We start from the raw sequence: 14,342 nt of genomic DNA, 5'->3' as shown, positions 1-14,342 counted from the left end.
CCCGGCCGAGACGATGCCGGGCTGGTTCCAGCCGATCGCCGAGTACCAGCCGTTCACGCCGGCCATCGAGACCCTGCGCGGCCTGCTGCTCGGCATCGAGATCGGCAACAACGGGTGGCTCGCGATCGCCTGGTGCGTCGCGCTGTCCGCGCTCGGCTACCGCTGGTCGACGGCGTTGTTCAACCGCGACCCGAAGTAACCGCCATGACAGCGCGGACTGCCTCCCACAGCTCGTCCCGCCCCAGGGCGGCGTACTCCGACACCGCGTCGGCGTACGCCGCCCTGGCAGTGTTTCCGGCGGCCGCGACCGCCTTCCGGGCGCGGTCCGCCGACATCGTCGGCTGGTAGTCGCGCAGCACCCGCAGCCGTTCGGCCAGCGCGACCATCCGTACGGCACCGGCACCGGCACCGGCACCGGCACCGGCGTCGCCGGAGGCGAGCCCCGCCATGCCGAGGGCGTGCAGCACCGTCCCGAACACAGGGAGCTCCCCCGGCGAGCCGGCCGGACCGGAGAGCAGGGTCCGCAGCCCCTGCCGCAGCTGGTCGAGCGGTCCCACGACCAGCTCGAGACGGCCGGCGTGCGCGTGCGCCGTCACCGCCGCCGACCGGATCTGCAGCGCCCACCGGTCGAGGAAGGGGTCGCCGCTGCGCAGCGAGCCGGCCGCGGGCATCCCCTGCACGGCGCTGCGCCACAAGCCGAGCCCGACCTCCGTCAGCCCGCGGGCGAGCGCGATCTCGGCGCGCCCGCCGAGGCCGGGGCTGTGGAAGTCGTCCTGCTGCGGGGTGTTGTGGCCCTCCGCCTGCCGCAGCCAGTACTCGGCCTCGTCGGGGTCGCCGCGCTGCAGGCAGGCGAGGACGAGGCCACTGCGGACGCCGATGGAGTCGTGCTCGTCACCGAGCCGCGGCAGCACCTCGAGCGCCGCCTTGAGGTGCCCGTACGCGGCCTCGCCCTGCTCCATCTTCAAGCACAGCTCGCCCAGCCGGGCGTGGCCCATGACCTGCAGGAACGGGTTGTCGACCGGCCCCAGTGCGACGATGATCCGGCGAGCCGAGGCGAGTGCACGGTCGATGTCGTGCTCGTACTCCCAGACGTAGGTGGCGACGCACTCGGCGATGCCGGCGAGCAGCGGCTGCTCGCTGTCGCAGAGCTTCTGCAGCACTTCGTAGTCGGGAGGCAGCATCTCAGGGACCGCGCTCAGCACTACCGCGATGGCGCGCACCAGGGTGTCCGGCGGGGCCGGGGGCAGCCGCCGGAGGGTGACGAGCTGGCGTACGACGTGCGGGCCGTAGCCCATGAACAGGCTCGCCGTGCACAACACCGCGGCGGCACGGGCGACTTCGACGTATTCGGGCTCGGGGTAGTAGTGCGACAGCGGCGGGCCGGTGTCCGCGGCGAGGGCGGTGAGGCGGGGGTAGTTGGAGCCGGTGGACCACAGGGCGGCGAGGACCGCGGTGAGGGCGGCGATGGTGGGGCCGTCCGTACGGGCCAGGGCGTGCCGCAGGGCCGGCACGAGGTTGTCCTGCTCGGCCCTGATCCGCTCCCAGGCGACCAGCGGTTCCGAGCCGAAGAACCAGTCGTGGTACGCGACCCCGAAGTCCCGCGCCCAGGCGAGGAACCGGCCGACGGCCTCCTCGTCCTCGCCCGCCTCCGCACGCCGGGCCGCGCTGAACTCCCGTACGGTCTCCAGCATCCGGAACCGCACGCCGGCCGGGGTGTCGGCGACGGTGATCAGCGACTGATCGGCCAACTGCTCAAGCAGGAACAGCGCGTCCTCGCCCAGGACCTGCTCCGCCGCTTCGCCCGTGAAGCCGCCGGGGAAGACGGACAGCATGCGCAGCGCGGCCCTGGCTTCCTCGTCGAGGAGGTTCCAGCTCCACTCCACGACCGCGTGCAGCGTGCGGTGGCGCTCCGGCACGTCCCGCGCCCCGCCGCGCAACAGCGCGAACCGGTCGCCGAGTCGGCGGGCGATCGCCGGCACCGAAAGGACCCGCACCCGCGCCGCGGCCAGCTCCACGGCGAGCGGCAGCCCGTCGAGGTGGCGGCACAGCTCGGCCACCGCGTCCGGCGGCAGCTCCACGCCGGGCCGGGCGGCCCTGGCCCGCTGTGTGAACAGCTCGATGGAGGTGTCGAGTCCGAGCTCCGGCAGCGCGTACACCGCCTCCGATGTGAGCCCCAGCGGGGACCGGCTGGTGGCGAGCACCCGCAGGTCCTTCGAGGACGAGACCAGGGCCTGTACGAGGCCGGCGGCGCCCCGCACGACCTGCTCGCAGTTGTCCAGGACCAGCAGCGCGGGCCCGGAGCCGAGCACGCCGAGGATGCCGGGCACCGGGTCGGCCGGGGCGTGGCCGCTCATGGCGCCGGGCCGCCCCTCGCCCGCGCCGAGCGCGGAGGCTACCTCCGCGGCCACGTCCTCGTCCGCGGTGACGCCCGCGAGCGGCACGAAATACACCACGCGCTGCTCGGCCCGGCGGCTGACGGCGTGCGCGAGCCGGGTCTTGCCGAGGCCGCCGGGGCCGACGACGGTGACGGCGCGGGAGGCGCGCAGCAGCCGCTCCACCGCCGCGATGTCCTCGTCCCGGCCGAGCAACTGGTTCGGCTCGTGCGGTACGCCGTGCCTGACCGCAGGTGCCTCGCCGCGCAGCAGCTCCTGCTGTACGGCCTTGAGCCCGGCGCCCGGATCCGTGCCGAGCTCGTCGCGCAGCTCACGGCGGTACACCTCGTACCGCGTCAGCGCGGCGGACGGGCCCGCCGTCGCCGCCTCGCCGCGCAGCAGCTCGGCGAGCACTTCCTCGTCGCGCGGATGCTCCGAGGCGGCCACGGCCAGCGGCCCCGCCGCCTCCGCGTGCCGTCCGAGGCGGGCGAGCGCGAGCGCCTGCGCGCGTACGAGCGTGTCGCGGACGGGGGCGCGCTCGGTGCGCAACGCGGCTACGGGGTCGTCGGTGTCGCCGGCCCCGTCAGGAGTGCCCTCCCACAGCGCGAGCCCGGCCTCGGCCGCGGCCAGCGAACCCGCGTGGTCCCCGGCCCTGGCCCGGTCCGCGCTGGCGGCGGCGTGCAGCAGCAGGGCGGAGCTGTCGACCTGGTCCTCGGCGAGTGTGAGCCGGTATCCGGTCGGCGTGCTTACGAGGACGTCGGCGTCCAGCTGCGCCCGCGCCCTGGACACGAGGACCTGCACCGCCTTTCCCGGCCGCTCCGGCAACTCGTCCGGCAGCCACAGCCCTTCCACGAGCCGCTCGGTGCTGCAGCCCGTGCGCAGGTCGCCCGCGAGCAGCGCGAGGAGGCCGCGGAGCCGGGGCGCGGTGACCTCCTGTCCGCGATAGGCGACACGCGGCAGCAGAGTCAGGTCGGTGGTCACCCGTGCAGACTAGCCAAGGCCCGGCCGCCGGAACTCCCGCCGCGGGCCGAACTCCCGCTGCGCGGGCGGCCCTCGCCCAACGCCCGCGCGGACGGCCGCCGCGGCTCGCGCCGACTGTTCCTGCACCCGCGCCGAAGCCACCAACTGTCGATCGAGGCTCTCTGAGGTCGGAGCGGATCACATGAGCCGGGACACGTCGGATGTCATGCCGGGGATTCCGTGTATCGCGGGCGTATCGAAAATCGCATACGCCACCGCAACCGCCCTCCGTCTCCAATGGGGGCATGAACCACAACGCATCCGTGTCAGTACCGCCCCGCCGCATGCGCAGGATCGTGCTCCCCGGCCTGGCGATCCTCGGCATGGCGAGCGCCGTGTTCGTCGTGCGGCGGCCGCTCATGATGTCCGCTCCGATGTGCATGGCCGGGCGGTGGCACGGTTGCTTCGATACGTTCAACGGTGTGGTGCTCATCACGTTGGTCGCGCTGCCGTTGGCCGCGCTGGTGGTGTGGGCTCTGGCGCGCGGTCGGCGTGCCGCCGGCGTCACATCGGCGTGGCGGATGTCGCTGGCCGAGGTGGGCATGGTCCACGGGACGGTGCCGTTCCTATGGCTGACCATGATGCCGGGTGCCGGTGCCGGCATCGTCCCCGGCCGGGTGAGCCTGGTACCGCTGCGGGACCTGCTCACGATGGGGCCGCTCGGGATCGTCGGCAACCTGCTGGTCTTCGCGGCGCTGGGGTTCTTCGCCCCGATGCGGTTCGCGGCGCTGGCGTCCGTGCCGCGGATCCTGGCGCTCGGGGCGGGCTGCTCGGTCCTGGTCGAAATCGCACAGTACGTCCTGCGGCTGGACCGGGTGTCCTCCGTGGACGACGTACTGGTCAACGCCGCCGGCGCCGTGCTGGCCGCGCTGGCGTCGCGCCGCTGGTGGCGCACTACGGCGGAAGCGCCGTCGGACCAGCCTCGCCCCGCGCCGGTACCGGCAGGCTGAGTCGCGTGTCCGGTGTGCACACGTCTTTGCATACGACGGCGATATGTTGTGCTGCTTAGGCTTCGGACATGCGCGTACTGATCGTGGAGGACGAGCCCTACCTGGCCGAAGCCGTCCGTGACGGTCTGCGGCTGGAGGCGATCGCCGCTGACATCGCCGGCGACGGCGACTCCGCCCTGGAACTGCTCAGCGTCAACTCCTACGACCTCGCGGTCCTCGACCGCGACATCCCCGGCCCCTCCGGCGACGAGGTCGCCCGGCGCATCGTCGCCTCCGGCAGCGGCATTCCGATCCTCATGCTCACCGCCGCCGACCGGATCGACGACAAGGCGTCCGGGTTCGAGCTCGGTGCCGACGACTACCTCACCAAGCCGTTCGAGCTGCGGGAGCTCGTCATGCGGCTGAGGGCTCTCGACCGCAGACGCGCGTACGCCCGGCCCCCGGTCCGCGAGATCGCGGGCCTGCGCCTCGACCCCTTCCGCCGGGAGGTCTTCCGCGACGGACGCTACGTCGCGCTCACCCGCAAACAGTTCGCCGTGCTGGAAGTCCTCGTCGCCGCCGAGGGCGGGGTCGTCAGCGCCGAAGAGCTGCTGGAACGGGCCTGGGACGAGAACGCCCACCCCTTCACCAACGCCGTCCGCATCACCGTCTCCGCACTGCGCAAACGGCTCGGCGAACCATGGATCATCGCCACGGTGCCGGGTGTCGGCTACCGCATCGACACCGGCCCCGGCACCACCCGCCCCGGCAGTACGCATGCATAGACGCCCAGGGCTCAGCGTCCGACTGAAACTCACCCTCAGCTACGCCGGGTTCCTCGCCGTCGCCGGCGCTCTCCTGCTGGCCGTGGTGTGGGTGTTCCTGCTGCGCTACGTACCCGACACCCCCAAGGGCCTTCTCGGGATCTCGCCCAACCGCTACCTCCTTGTGCGCACCTTCGCCCCCGCCGCGGCCGTGGCGATGGTCTTCCTGCTCGTGTTCGGCCTCGCCGGGGGATGGATCCTCGCCGGCCGGATGCTCGCACCGCTCACACAGATCACGGATGCGGCACGGATGGCCGGGAACGGATCGCTGTCCCACCGGATCCGCATGGAAGGCCGCCAGGACGAATTCCGTGAACTCGCCGACGCGTTCGACACCATGCTCGAACAACTCGAGTCGCACGTCGCCGAGCAGCAGAGGTTCGCCGCGAACGCCTCCCACGAACTGCGCACCCCGCTGGCCATCTCGCAGACGCTGCTCGACGTCGCCCGCAGGGACCCCACGCGGGACAAGGACGAACTCTTCGAACGCCTGCAGGCTGTCAATACGCGCGCGATCGACCTCACCGAGGCCCTCCTGCTGCTCAGCCGCAGCGACCGCGGGAACTTCAACCGCGAGAGCGTCGACCTCTCCCTCGTCGCCGAAGAGGCCGCCGAGACCCTGCTCCCCCTCGCCGAACAGCGCGGGATCACGCTCGACGTCACCGGCGGAGCGACACGGACCAGCGGCTCCGCGGAGCTCCTGCTGCGGATGGTGACGAACCTCGTCCAGAACGCCATCGTCCACAACCTCCCCGCCGGCGGCACCGTGACGGTCCACACCGAGGCGCACGGCGACATGAGCGTGCTGCGGGTCGAGAACACGGGTCATCCGCTCCCACCGGAACTGGTGCCGACCCTCACCGAACCCTTTCAGCGCGGAACGGAACGGGTACGCACCGACGAGCACGCCGGCGTAGGCCTCGGCCTGGCCATCGTGCACAGCATCGTCCGCGCCCACGACGGGACCCTCGACCTCGTCCCCCGCCCCACCGGCGGTCTCCTCGTCACGGTCCGGCTTCCCGGCACGCCGTAGGCATCGTCCCCGAGCGGGGCCCGCTAGATCGTTGACTGGAAGTTCGGTGCAGGCCCGCGTGAGCCATGGCTTCGCGCTGATTCTCGGACGTCATTGCGCAGCGGCCCACTCGTCCGCCGAGGGGAGCCCAAACCCGGGAAAGCCCCAGATCAGTGATGCGACGCGAGTACCCTGCGCGCCGACTCGGACGCTCAAGGTGCCAACTCAGATGCACAGGTGCCAACTGATGCACGCAGTCTCACCACACGTGACGGGGCACACTTTTGCAAGCAGGTGCTTGCAAAAGTTAGCGAGGATGTCGCAGTATCGGGGGTATGGCATCACTCAACGTCGGCAATCTCGGTGACTACCTCCGCGAGCAGCGGCGCAATGCGCAGCTCTCGCTGCGGCAGCTCGCCGACGCCGCCGGGGTGTCGAATCCGTACCTCAGTCAGATCGAGCGCGGGCTGCGCAAGCCCAGCGCCGAGGTGTTGCAGCAGGTGGCGAAGGCGCTGCGGATCTCGGCCGAGACGCTGTACGTACGGGCCGGGATTCTGGACGAGCGCGAGCGGGACGAGCTGGAGACGCGGGCCGTCATCCTCGCCGATCCGTCGATCAACGAGCGGCAGAAGCAGGTTCTGCTGCAGATCTACGACTCGTTCCGCAAGGAGAACGGCTTCGACGCCGATACGGATAAGGACACCGCCGATGACGGCCCCCGCACGGCCGGCGGAAGTGGTGCCGATGGACCCGCAGCAACCGTACGTGAACCCGAACTCTGACTCTGCGATCCGGGAGGACCACAGTCATGGCCATCGCTGATGACCTGCGCAAGACGTTCACCGACCCGACCCCCCTCTACTTCGCGGCCGGCACGGCCGACCTCGCCGTGCAGCAGGCCAAGAAGGTGCCCGCGCTGATCGAGCAGCTGCGGGCCGAGGCCCCCGCGCGGTTCGAGGCGGTGCGGGAGACCGACCCGAAGGCCGTGCAGGCCAAGGTGACCGCCCAGGCCAAGGAGGCCCAGGCCACCGTCCAGGCCAAGGTCACCGAGGTGCTCGGGACCCTCGACACCGACCTGAAGAAGCTGGGCGAGACCGCCCAGGACCTGGCGCTGCGGGGCGTGGGTGTGGCCGCCGAGTACGCGGTCCGCGCCCGTGAGACGTACGAGAAGGTCGCCGAGCACGGCGAGCAGACCGTGAAGGCCTGGCGCGGTGAGGCCGCCGAGGAGATCGCCGAGATCGCGGTCGCCGTCGAGCCCAAGGCGGACGAGCCCAAGAGCTCCGAGGCCAAGGCGAACGGCACCTCCGTGAAGAGCGCCCCCGAGGCGAAGGCCACGGCGCAGGGCGAGCCCAAGGCCGCCGCGCCGGCTCCCCGCAAGGCCCCGGCCCGCAAGCCGGTCGCCAAGAAGGGCACGCCTTCTTCCGGAAAGTAGGACCCGGAGAGAAGGCCCGGGAAGCAGGACCCAAAGCCGACGCCGCAACGGGCCGGGCACGTCATCCGTGCCCGGCCCGTTGTCCGGGTAGGTACAGGGGTACGTTGGCCGCGAGGCGCTTCACTTTCACTCTCTAGGCGGTGCTCAGCATGTTGATGGCCGGATTCGACAGTCTCCTCTGGCTATTGCTCAACCTGGTCATGCTTGTCCTGGCGGTGGTCGCGCTGGTCATGGCCGCCATGGCGCGCGAGGACGCGTACCGCGCCGCCGACAAGCAGACCAAGATCTTCTGGCTGATTCTGCTGGGCGTCACGGTCGCGGTGAATCTGTTCCTGCAGATGCTGTTCCTGCAGATCGCCGGCCTGATCGCGACGATCGTCTTCCTGGTCGACGTGCGGCCCGCGCTCCAGCAGGTCTCGGGCGGCCGCGGCCGCCGTGGCGGTTCCAGCAGCGACGGTCCTTACGGTCCGTACAACGGCGGGCGCTAGACGGACCGCAGGCAGGCGGATCGCAGACGGACGGCTGACGGACCGCGGACGGCGGCAGGGCGCGGTCCGGGCACAGGACACGGTCCTGGCGCGCCAGGGGCCGGGCCTCGACGCCAGGCCCTCAGGCGGCCCAGGACCCCCAGGCGGCCCGGGCCCCGTCAGCGCACGCGGTCCAGCAACAGCACCGCCACGTCGTCCGTCAGGTCCCCGCCGTTCAGCTCCCGCACCTCGGCCACCGCGGTCTCCAGCAGTGCCTCACCGCGGAGCCCGTCCGCCAGCCGGCGGTTGATCATCTCGACCATGCCGTCCTGGCCCAGGCGCTCCCCGCCCTCGGACGTCCGGCCCTCGATGAGCCCGTCCGTGTACATCATCAGGCTCCAGGACCCGCCCAGCTCGACCTGGCGGCGCGGCCAGCGGGCGTTCGGCAGCAGGCCGAGCGCCGGGCCCCCGTTCTCGTACGGGAGCAGCTGCGCGGCCTGGCCCTTGCGGGCGATCAGCGGGGACGGGTGGCCCGCCAGGCACAGGCCCGCGCGGCGCCCGTCGGGCGCGATGTCGACCGTGCACAGCGTCGCGAAGATCTCCTCGCTCTCCCGCTCGTGCTCCAGCACCTGTTGCAGCGTGGAGAGCAGCTCGTCGCCGCACAGACCCGCGAACGTCAGCGCCCGCCACGCGATCCGCAGCTCCACGCCGAGCGCCGCCTCGTCCGGCCCGTGGCCGCAGACGTCGCCGATCATGGCGTGGACCGTGCCGTCCGGGGTGCGGACCGTGTCGTAGAAGTCGCCGCCGAGCAGGGCGCGGGAGCGGCCCGGCCGGTAGCGGGCCGCGAACCGCAGGTCCGAGCCCTGCAACAGCGGAGTGGGCAGCAGGCCGCGCTCGAGGCGCGCGTTCTCCTGCGCCCGCAGCCGCGACTCGGCCAGCTTCACCTGCGCGGTGTCCGCGCGCTTGCGTTCGACGGCGTACCGGATGGCGCGGCTCAGGGTCCGGCCGTCCAGCTCGTTGCGGAGCAGGAAGTCCTGTGCCCCGACGCGCACCGCCTCGGCCGCCCGCTCGGCGTCCGCCTCGGCGGTCAGCGCCAGCACGGCGTGACGCGGCGCGAGGCGCAGGACGTGCCGCAGCACGGCGAGCTCGTCGGCGTCCTCGTCGGACTGGCCGCGCACGCGGCCGGGCAGGGCGAGGTCGACGAGGATGCAGTGGATGTCGTCCGTGAGCAGCCGCTCGGCCTCGGTGAGGTTGCGGGCCGTACGGATACGGACGCGGGTGCCGGCCGCGTCGAGCATTTCGGGGACGGTGAAGGTGCCCGCCGGGTCGTCCTCGATGACGAGGAGCGTGAGGTCGCTGCCGTTGGCCGTCTCGGTGCCGGTGTCGCGCACGGGCGGTACGGAGACAGGAGGTAGGGCGGCGGCCGGTACTGCGACGGGTGAACCGGTCCGCTGGCGCGGAACGGGTACGGGCATCTGTCTGGTTCCTTCCCTCCCCCCGAGGGCGCGGCGGGTCGACGATCGACGTCCCGCCAGACGGGGACCATAGCGGTAGCGGGCGGTGGAGCGGAATGGCGTGGCAAGAAGATCGGATGGCATATGCCGCGCATCGGGAGGTAGTTGCCGCGCCGGTGATGACGAACGTCACGCGTTGCAGGTGACCGGGGTCACGCGACCCCCGCGTGACCCCCGTCACCGCGAGGGCAGTTACGTGGCCCCGCTCACGTCACATCCACCCGTACGGGTGTAAGTCCCCGCACACAGTGCGTACAAGACATACAACGCCTCTCAACGCCCCAGGAAGACTACTTGTCCGGGCGCACGACCCCGAGGATCACCATCGAACCGGCGCCCGCGAGCGTCACGTTCCGCCCCGGCCGCGGCGCGTGCACGATCGCCCCGTCGCCGACGTACATCCCCACATGGCTGGCATCGGCGTGGTAGATGATCAGGTCGCCGGGCCGCATGTCCTTGACGTCGATGCGCGGCAGCAGCCGCCATTGCTCCTGCGAGGTCCGGGGGATGCCCCGCCCCGCTGCCGCCCACGCCTGCGAGGTCAGCCCGGAACAGTCGTACGAACCCGGCCCCTCGGCGCCCCACACGTACGGCTTGCCGATCTGCGCGGTCGCGAAGGCGATGGCCTTCCTGCCCTGCGCGCTCGCGCTCCCGGCGGCGATGTTCTTCAGGACACCGGAGCTCAGCCAGGCCGTCTGCGCCCGGTACGCCGCGTCCTCCTCCAGCTTCAGCAGCCGCGCCCGCTCCTCCTTCTCGAGCTGCGACTCGATCTTCTTCGCCGCGGCGATCTGCTCGGTGATCTCCTTCTTGGCCTTCTCCTGCCTGACCCGGTTGGCCTCCAGCTTGGTCCACTGGGCGCCTGCCTCCTTGGTGTACGCCGCCAAGTCGGCCTGGGTCTGCTCGAGTTCGCCGATGAGATCCTTCGTCGCCTTCTGGCCCTGCTGGAAGCGGCCCGCGCTGTCGAGGAAGAGCTGCGGGTCGTCCGTGAGCATCAGCTGGGCCTCGGGCGGCAGCCCGCCGCCCCGGTACTGGGCGCGGGCCGCGGCGCCCGCGCGGTCCTTGAGGTCGGCGATCCGGTCCTGGCCCTTCACTATCTCCTGGGCCAGCTTCACGATCTCGGCCGACTGCTTCTTCGCCTGCTCCTCCGCGAGGTTGTACGCGTCGGTGGCGGTCGCGGCCTTGGCGTAGAGGCCCTCGAGCTCCAGCCGGATCTGCTCGAGGGTCTTCTTCGGGGGCGCGGTCGGGCGCGGCTCGGGCGCGGCCGGCGCGGCGGGAGCCAGAACCGTCGAAGGCGCCGCGAACGCCTGGCCCGGTGCCGCCAGCAACGTCACGGCGCAGACCACGGTGATCGCGGCGGCAGCACAGCGGCGTCGGTACACAAGCTCCCCCTCTAAATGTGATTTACCGTCAGTAACTTACGCGGGGACGTCGTGATGGTGCCACGCCCTCCCCAAAAGCGACAGGGGCACGCGCCGGAACGCGCCCGATCACATCCATCCGCCGGATCCCCCGTCAGGTCCATCCGTCAGAGACGAACAAACCCGGCTCCGCGTTCCCTGCGCCCCCGCTTCGCCGTCCGTTCAGCCGGAATTGGGTGCCAGGGCCGTCCAGTTCACGGTGACTTCGCCCTGCCGCCACCGGCGCAGCCCGTCCGGACCCGCCCCCGTCAGCGGCCAGTCGGCGGCCAGGTCCCGGACGGCCCTCAGCCACCGCTGGCGCGCACCCAAGGAGGCGTACGGAGCGGACGCCGCCCACGCCCGGTCGAAGTCGCGCAGGAATGCGTGCACGGGCTCGCCAGGAACGTTCCGGTGGATGAGCGCCTTGGGCAGTCGCTCCGCGAGGTCCGACGGCCGCTCCAGCGAGCCCAGCCGAGTGGCGAACGTCACCGTCCGCGGCCCCTCGGGCCCCAGCGCCACCCACACGTGGCGCCGCCCGATCTCGTCGCACGTCCCCTCGACCAGCAGACCGCCCGGTGCGAGGCGGGCGCACAGCCGCTCCCAGACCCCGGCGACCTGGTCCTCGTCGTACTGGCGCAGCACATTCGCCGCCCGGATGAGCAGCGGCCGCTCCGGCAGCGGCACCTCGAAGCCGCCGTGCAGGAAGCGCAGCCCCTCCCGCTCGTACGGGCGCGCGGCCGCGACCCGGGCCGGTTCGATCTCGATGCCGACGACCTGGGTGCGCGGCTCGGCGGCACGCAGCCGCCGCAGCAGCTCCACGGCGGTCCAGGGGGCGGCCCCGTACCCGAGGTCCACCGCGACCGGCGCGCCGGCCGAGCGGCGCAGCGCCGGGCCGTGCACGGCGGCGATCCAGCGGTCCATGCGGCGCAGCCGGTTCGGATTGGTGGTCCCACGGGTCACCGCGCCCACGGGGCGGCTCGGGGGCGGGGTGGTGCGCGGGGACATGTGAATGAGGGTAAGGGCGGGCATGGGGCGTATACGACACGCCGGGGGCAGGGGGTGCGCTGGGCAATGATTCGGCAAAGGGGGAAATGAAAGAGACGGTTCCGCTGTTGTCAGGCCTGAAGGGCTGCGAGCGCCCTTCCTCGGCATGCCCATCCTCAGGCCGGCCCGAGCAGCGAGCGCACCCGAGCGGAGAGGACCGTCCACGTGAGCCAGTACGTGTCCCGGCTCGCCGGAACCCTGGCGTCGCCGCCGCGGTTGCGGCTTCCCGGACAGCACCGCAGGCCGCGCCGCATCGCCATGCTCAGCGTGCACACCTCCCCCCTGCACCAGCCGGGGACGGGCGACGCGGGCGGCATGAACGTCTACATCGTGGAGCTCGCCAAGCGGCTCGCCGCCATCGGCATCGAGGTGGAGATCTTCACCCGGGCGACCACGGGCGGTATGGCCCCGGTCGTCGAGCTCGCGCCCGGCGTACTGGTCCGGCACGTGGACGCGGGTCCCTACGAGGGCCTGGCCAAGGAGGACCTCCCGGCCCAGCTGTGCGCCTTCACCCACGGCGTGATGCAGGCCTGGGCGGGCCACCGGCCCGGCCACTACGACCTGGTCCACTCCCACTACTGGCTCTCCGGCCATGTCGGCTGGCTCGCCGCCGAGCGCTGGGGCGTCCCCCTCGTCCACGCCATGCACACCATGGCCAAGGTCAAGAACGCCGCGCTCGCCGAGGGCGACACCCCCGAGCCCGCGGCCCGCGTGATCGGCGAGACCCAGATCGTCGACGCCGCCGACCGGCTGATCGCCAACACGGCGGAGGAGGCCGGCGAGCTGATCCGCCACTACGACGCGGACCCCGCCAAGGTCGCCGTCGTCCACCCCGGCGTGAACCTGGAGTGCTTCCGCGTCGCCGACGGCCGGGCCGCCGCCCGCGCCCGCCTCGGTCTGCCCCAGGACGCCGTGATCCCGCTCTTCGCCGGCCGTATCCAGCCGCTGAAGGCCCCTGACGTGCTGCTGCGCGCGGTCGCCCTGCTGCTGGAGCAGGACCCGTCCCTGCGCCACCGCATGGTCGTGCCGATCGTCGGCGGGCCGAGCGGCAGCGGTCTCGCCAAGCCGGAGGGCCTGCAGAAGCTGGCGGCCCGGCTCGGGATCGCCGACGTCGTACGGTTCAGGCCGCCGGTCGCCCAGACCCGGCTCGCGGACTGGTTCCGCGCCGCGTCCGTGCTGGTCATGCCCTCGTACAGCGAGTCCTTCGGCCTGGTCGCGATCGAGGCGCAGGCGACGGGCACCCCGGTCGTCGCGGCCTCCGTCGGCGGCCTCCCGGTCGCGGTACGGGACGGGGAGACCGGCTTCCTGGTGCCCGGACACGACCCGGCGGACTACGCCCGCGCGCTGCGCCGCTTCGTGGACGACCCGCAACTGACGGGCCGCATGGGCGGTGCGGCGGCGCGCCACGCGCGCGGCTTCGGCTGGGACACGGCGGCGTCGGCCACCGCGGACGTGTACACCGCGGCCATGCAGGAGCACCGCCGTCGCGTACGCTCCCACCATGGCTGACGTGCTGAAGGTCCTGGAGCAGACGCTCACGGACGCCGAGCTGGAATGGGAGAGCCCCCAGCCGGGCTCGTACGTCGTGAAGCTGCCGGGCACGCGGAAGCTGTCGACGACCTGTTCGCTGATCGTGGGTCAGCACTCGCTGTCCCTCAACGCCTTCGTCATCCGCCACCCGGACGAGAACGAGGCGGGCGTCCACCGCTGGCTGCTGGAGCGCAACCTCAAGCTGTACGGCGTGAGTTACGCGATCGACCCGCTCGGCGACATCTACCTGGTCGGCAGGCTGCCGCTCTCCGTCATCACGCCCGAGGAGCTGGACCGGCTGCTCGGCACGGTGCTGGAGGCCGCGGACGGCGGTTTCAACAGCCTGCTGGAGCTGGGTTTCGCGACCGCGATCCGCAAGGAGTACGCGTGGCGGGTCGCGCGCGGCGAGTCCACGCGCAATCTCGACGCGTTCACTCATCTGACCCAGCGCCCGGCGAAGTGATCGCCGCGCCCCGGTAATCGCCGGCCATCCACCTTCTGTTCGACCTCTTCCCCGCTCCTCTGGGCCGTGCCATGCTCTCCGCCGACGCAGACATGAACGGCGTTCACATGCTTGGAAGGCGGGGCGCATGGATCAGCTGACCAGACGGAGCGTGCTCGGCGGTGCGATAGCCGTGGCGGCGGTCGCCGTGTCCGGCGGTGCGGCGACCGCCGCCACACCCCGCCGGCCGCCGTGCGCCCAGGGGAGTGGATGACCTGCACCCCCGACGTGTCCCTCGACTCCATCTGCGTCGAGGAGGACGGCGAACTGCACTACCACTGGGACAGCGCGGACGCCGA

13 protein-coding genes are annotated in these 14,342 nt (G+C 72.1%); 9 read left to right on the top strand and 4 right to left on the bottom strand.

Annotated elements, in window-relative coordinates; all coding sequences use genetic code 11:
* On the top strand, positions 1 to 199 hold a 199-nt coding region (locus ACFV9O_RS09770), incomplete at its 5' end, for an ABC transporter permease (protein WP_385414658.1).
* Here the strand turns inward: ACFV9O_RS09770 and ACFV9O_RS09765 are convergent.
* Positions 180 to 3,353 carry an ATP-binding protein gene (locus ACFV9O_RS09765; protein ID WP_385414655.1) on the bottom strand — a complete coding sequence of 1,058 codons (3,174 nt, stop codon included), beginning with the start codon at positions 3,351 to 3,353 and terminating at the stop codon, positions 180 to 182. The genes ACFV9O_RS09770 and ACFV9O_RS09765 overlap by 20 nt on opposite strands.
* Positions 3,354 to 3,637: 284 nt before the next feature.
* On the opposite strand from ACFV9O_RS09765, the gene ACFV9O_RS09760 reads away from it, so the two are divergent.
* The 6 genes from ACFV9O_RS09760 to ACFV9O_RS09735 all read left to right on the top strand — a co-directional run bounded on the left by ACFV9O_RS09760 (position 3,638) and on the right by ACFV9O_RS09735 (position 8,077).
* On the top strand, positions 3,638 to 4,342 hold the full coding sequence (locus ACFV9O_RS09760; protein WP_385414653.1) for a VanZ family protein: 705 nt from the start codon (positions 3,638 to 3,640) through the stop codon (positions 4,340 to 4,342).
* 68 nt (positions 4,343 to 4,410) lie between these two features.
* Positions 4,411 to 5,106 carry a response regulator transcription factor gene (locus tag ACFV9O_RS09755; protein ID WP_385414650.1) on the top strand — a complete coding sequence of 232 codons (696 nt, stop codon included), beginning with the start codon at positions 4,411 to 4,413 and terminating at the stop codon, positions 5,104 to 5,106.
* Positions 5,099 to 6,178, top strand: coding sequence for a sensor histidine kinase (locus ACFV9O_RS09750; protein WP_385414648.1), 1,080 nt, complete (start codon positions 5,099 to 5,101; stop codon positions 6,176 to 6,178). Before ACFV9O_RS09755 ends, ACFV9O_RS09750 begins: the two co-directional genes overlap by 8 nt.
* Before the next feature lie 314 nt (positions 6,179 to 6,492).
* On the top strand, positions 6,493 to 6,939 hold the full coding sequence (locus ACFV9O_RS09745) for a helix-turn-helix domain-containing protein (RefSeq protein WP_385414645.1): 447 nt from the start codon (positions 6,493 to 6,495) through the stop codon (positions 6,937 to 6,939).
* A gap of 26 nt (positions 6,940 to 6,965) precedes the next feature.
* Positions 6,966 to 7,589 carry a hypothetical protein gene (locus ACFV9O_RS09740; RefSeq protein WP_385414644.1) on the top strand — a complete coding sequence of 208 codons (624 nt, stop codon included), beginning with the start codon at positions 6,966 to 6,968 and terminating at the stop codon, positions 7,587 to 7,589.
* Between the two features lie 149 nt (positions 7,590 to 7,738).
* Positions 7,739 to 8,077 (top strand): DUF2516 family protein, encoded by a 339-nt coding sequence (locus ACFV9O_RS09735; protein ID WP_385414681.1) that lies wholly within the window; start codon positions 7,739 to 7,741, stop codon positions 8,075 to 8,077.
* Between the two features lie 158 nt (positions 8,078 to 8,235).
* Here the strand turns inward: ACFV9O_RS09735 and ACFV9O_RS09730 are convergent, their stop codons facing one another.
* The 3 genes from ACFV9O_RS09730 to ACFV9O_RS09720 form a co-directional block, all read right to left on the bottom strand.
* The gene (locus ACFV9O_RS09730) at positions 8,236 to 9,531 is read right to left on the bottom strand and encodes a PP2C family protein-serine/threonine phosphatase (protein WP_385414641.1); all 1,296 of its coding nucleotides are present in this window, start codon (positions 9,529 to 9,531) and stop codon (positions 8,236 to 8,238) included.
* A gap of 329 nt (positions 9,532 to 9,860) precedes the next feature.
* Positions 9,861 to 10,949: an NlpC/P60 family protein gene (locus ACFV9O_RS09725; RefSeq protein ID WP_385414639.1), complete on the bottom strand. Its 1,089-nt coding sequence runs from the start codon at positions 10,947 to 10,949 to the stop codon at positions 9,861 to 9,863.
* A gap of 201 nt (positions 10,950 to 11,150) precedes the next feature.
* Positions 11,151 to 11,972, bottom strand: a complete 822-nt coding sequence (locus ACFV9O_RS09720; protein ID WP_385414636.1) for a class I SAM-dependent methyltransferase — start codon at positions 11,970 to 11,972, stop codon at positions 11,151 to 11,153.
* A gap of 204 nt (positions 11,973 to 12,176) precedes the next feature.
* Between ACFV9O_RS09720 and mshA the strand changes: the two genes are divergently transcribed.
* On the top strand, positions 12,177 to 13,520 hold the full coding sequence (mshA, locus tag ACFV9O_RS09715; RefSeq protein ID WP_385414634.1) for a D-inositol-3-phosphate glycosyltransferase: 1,344 nt from the start codon (positions 12,177 to 12,179) through the stop codon (positions 13,518 to 13,520).
* Complete coding sequence (locus tag ACFV9O_RS09710; RefSeq protein WP_385414632.1) at positions 13,513 to 14,004, top strand: YbjN domain-containing protein; 492 nt, start codon at positions 13,513 to 13,515, stop codon at positions 14,002 to 14,004. Before mshA ends, ACFV9O_RS09710 begins: the two co-directional genes overlap by 8 nt.
* The last annotated feature ends 338 nt before the right edge of the window (positions 14,005 to 14,342 follow it).

It is taken from the genome of Streptomyces sp. NPDC059909 (assembly GCF_042730885.1).
In the GTDB taxonomy this organism is placed as follows: Bacteria; Actinomycetota; Actinomycetes; order Streptomycetales; family Streptomycetaceae; genus Streptomyces.
This window is presented reverse-complemented; position numbering and strand designations above follow the sequence as displayed.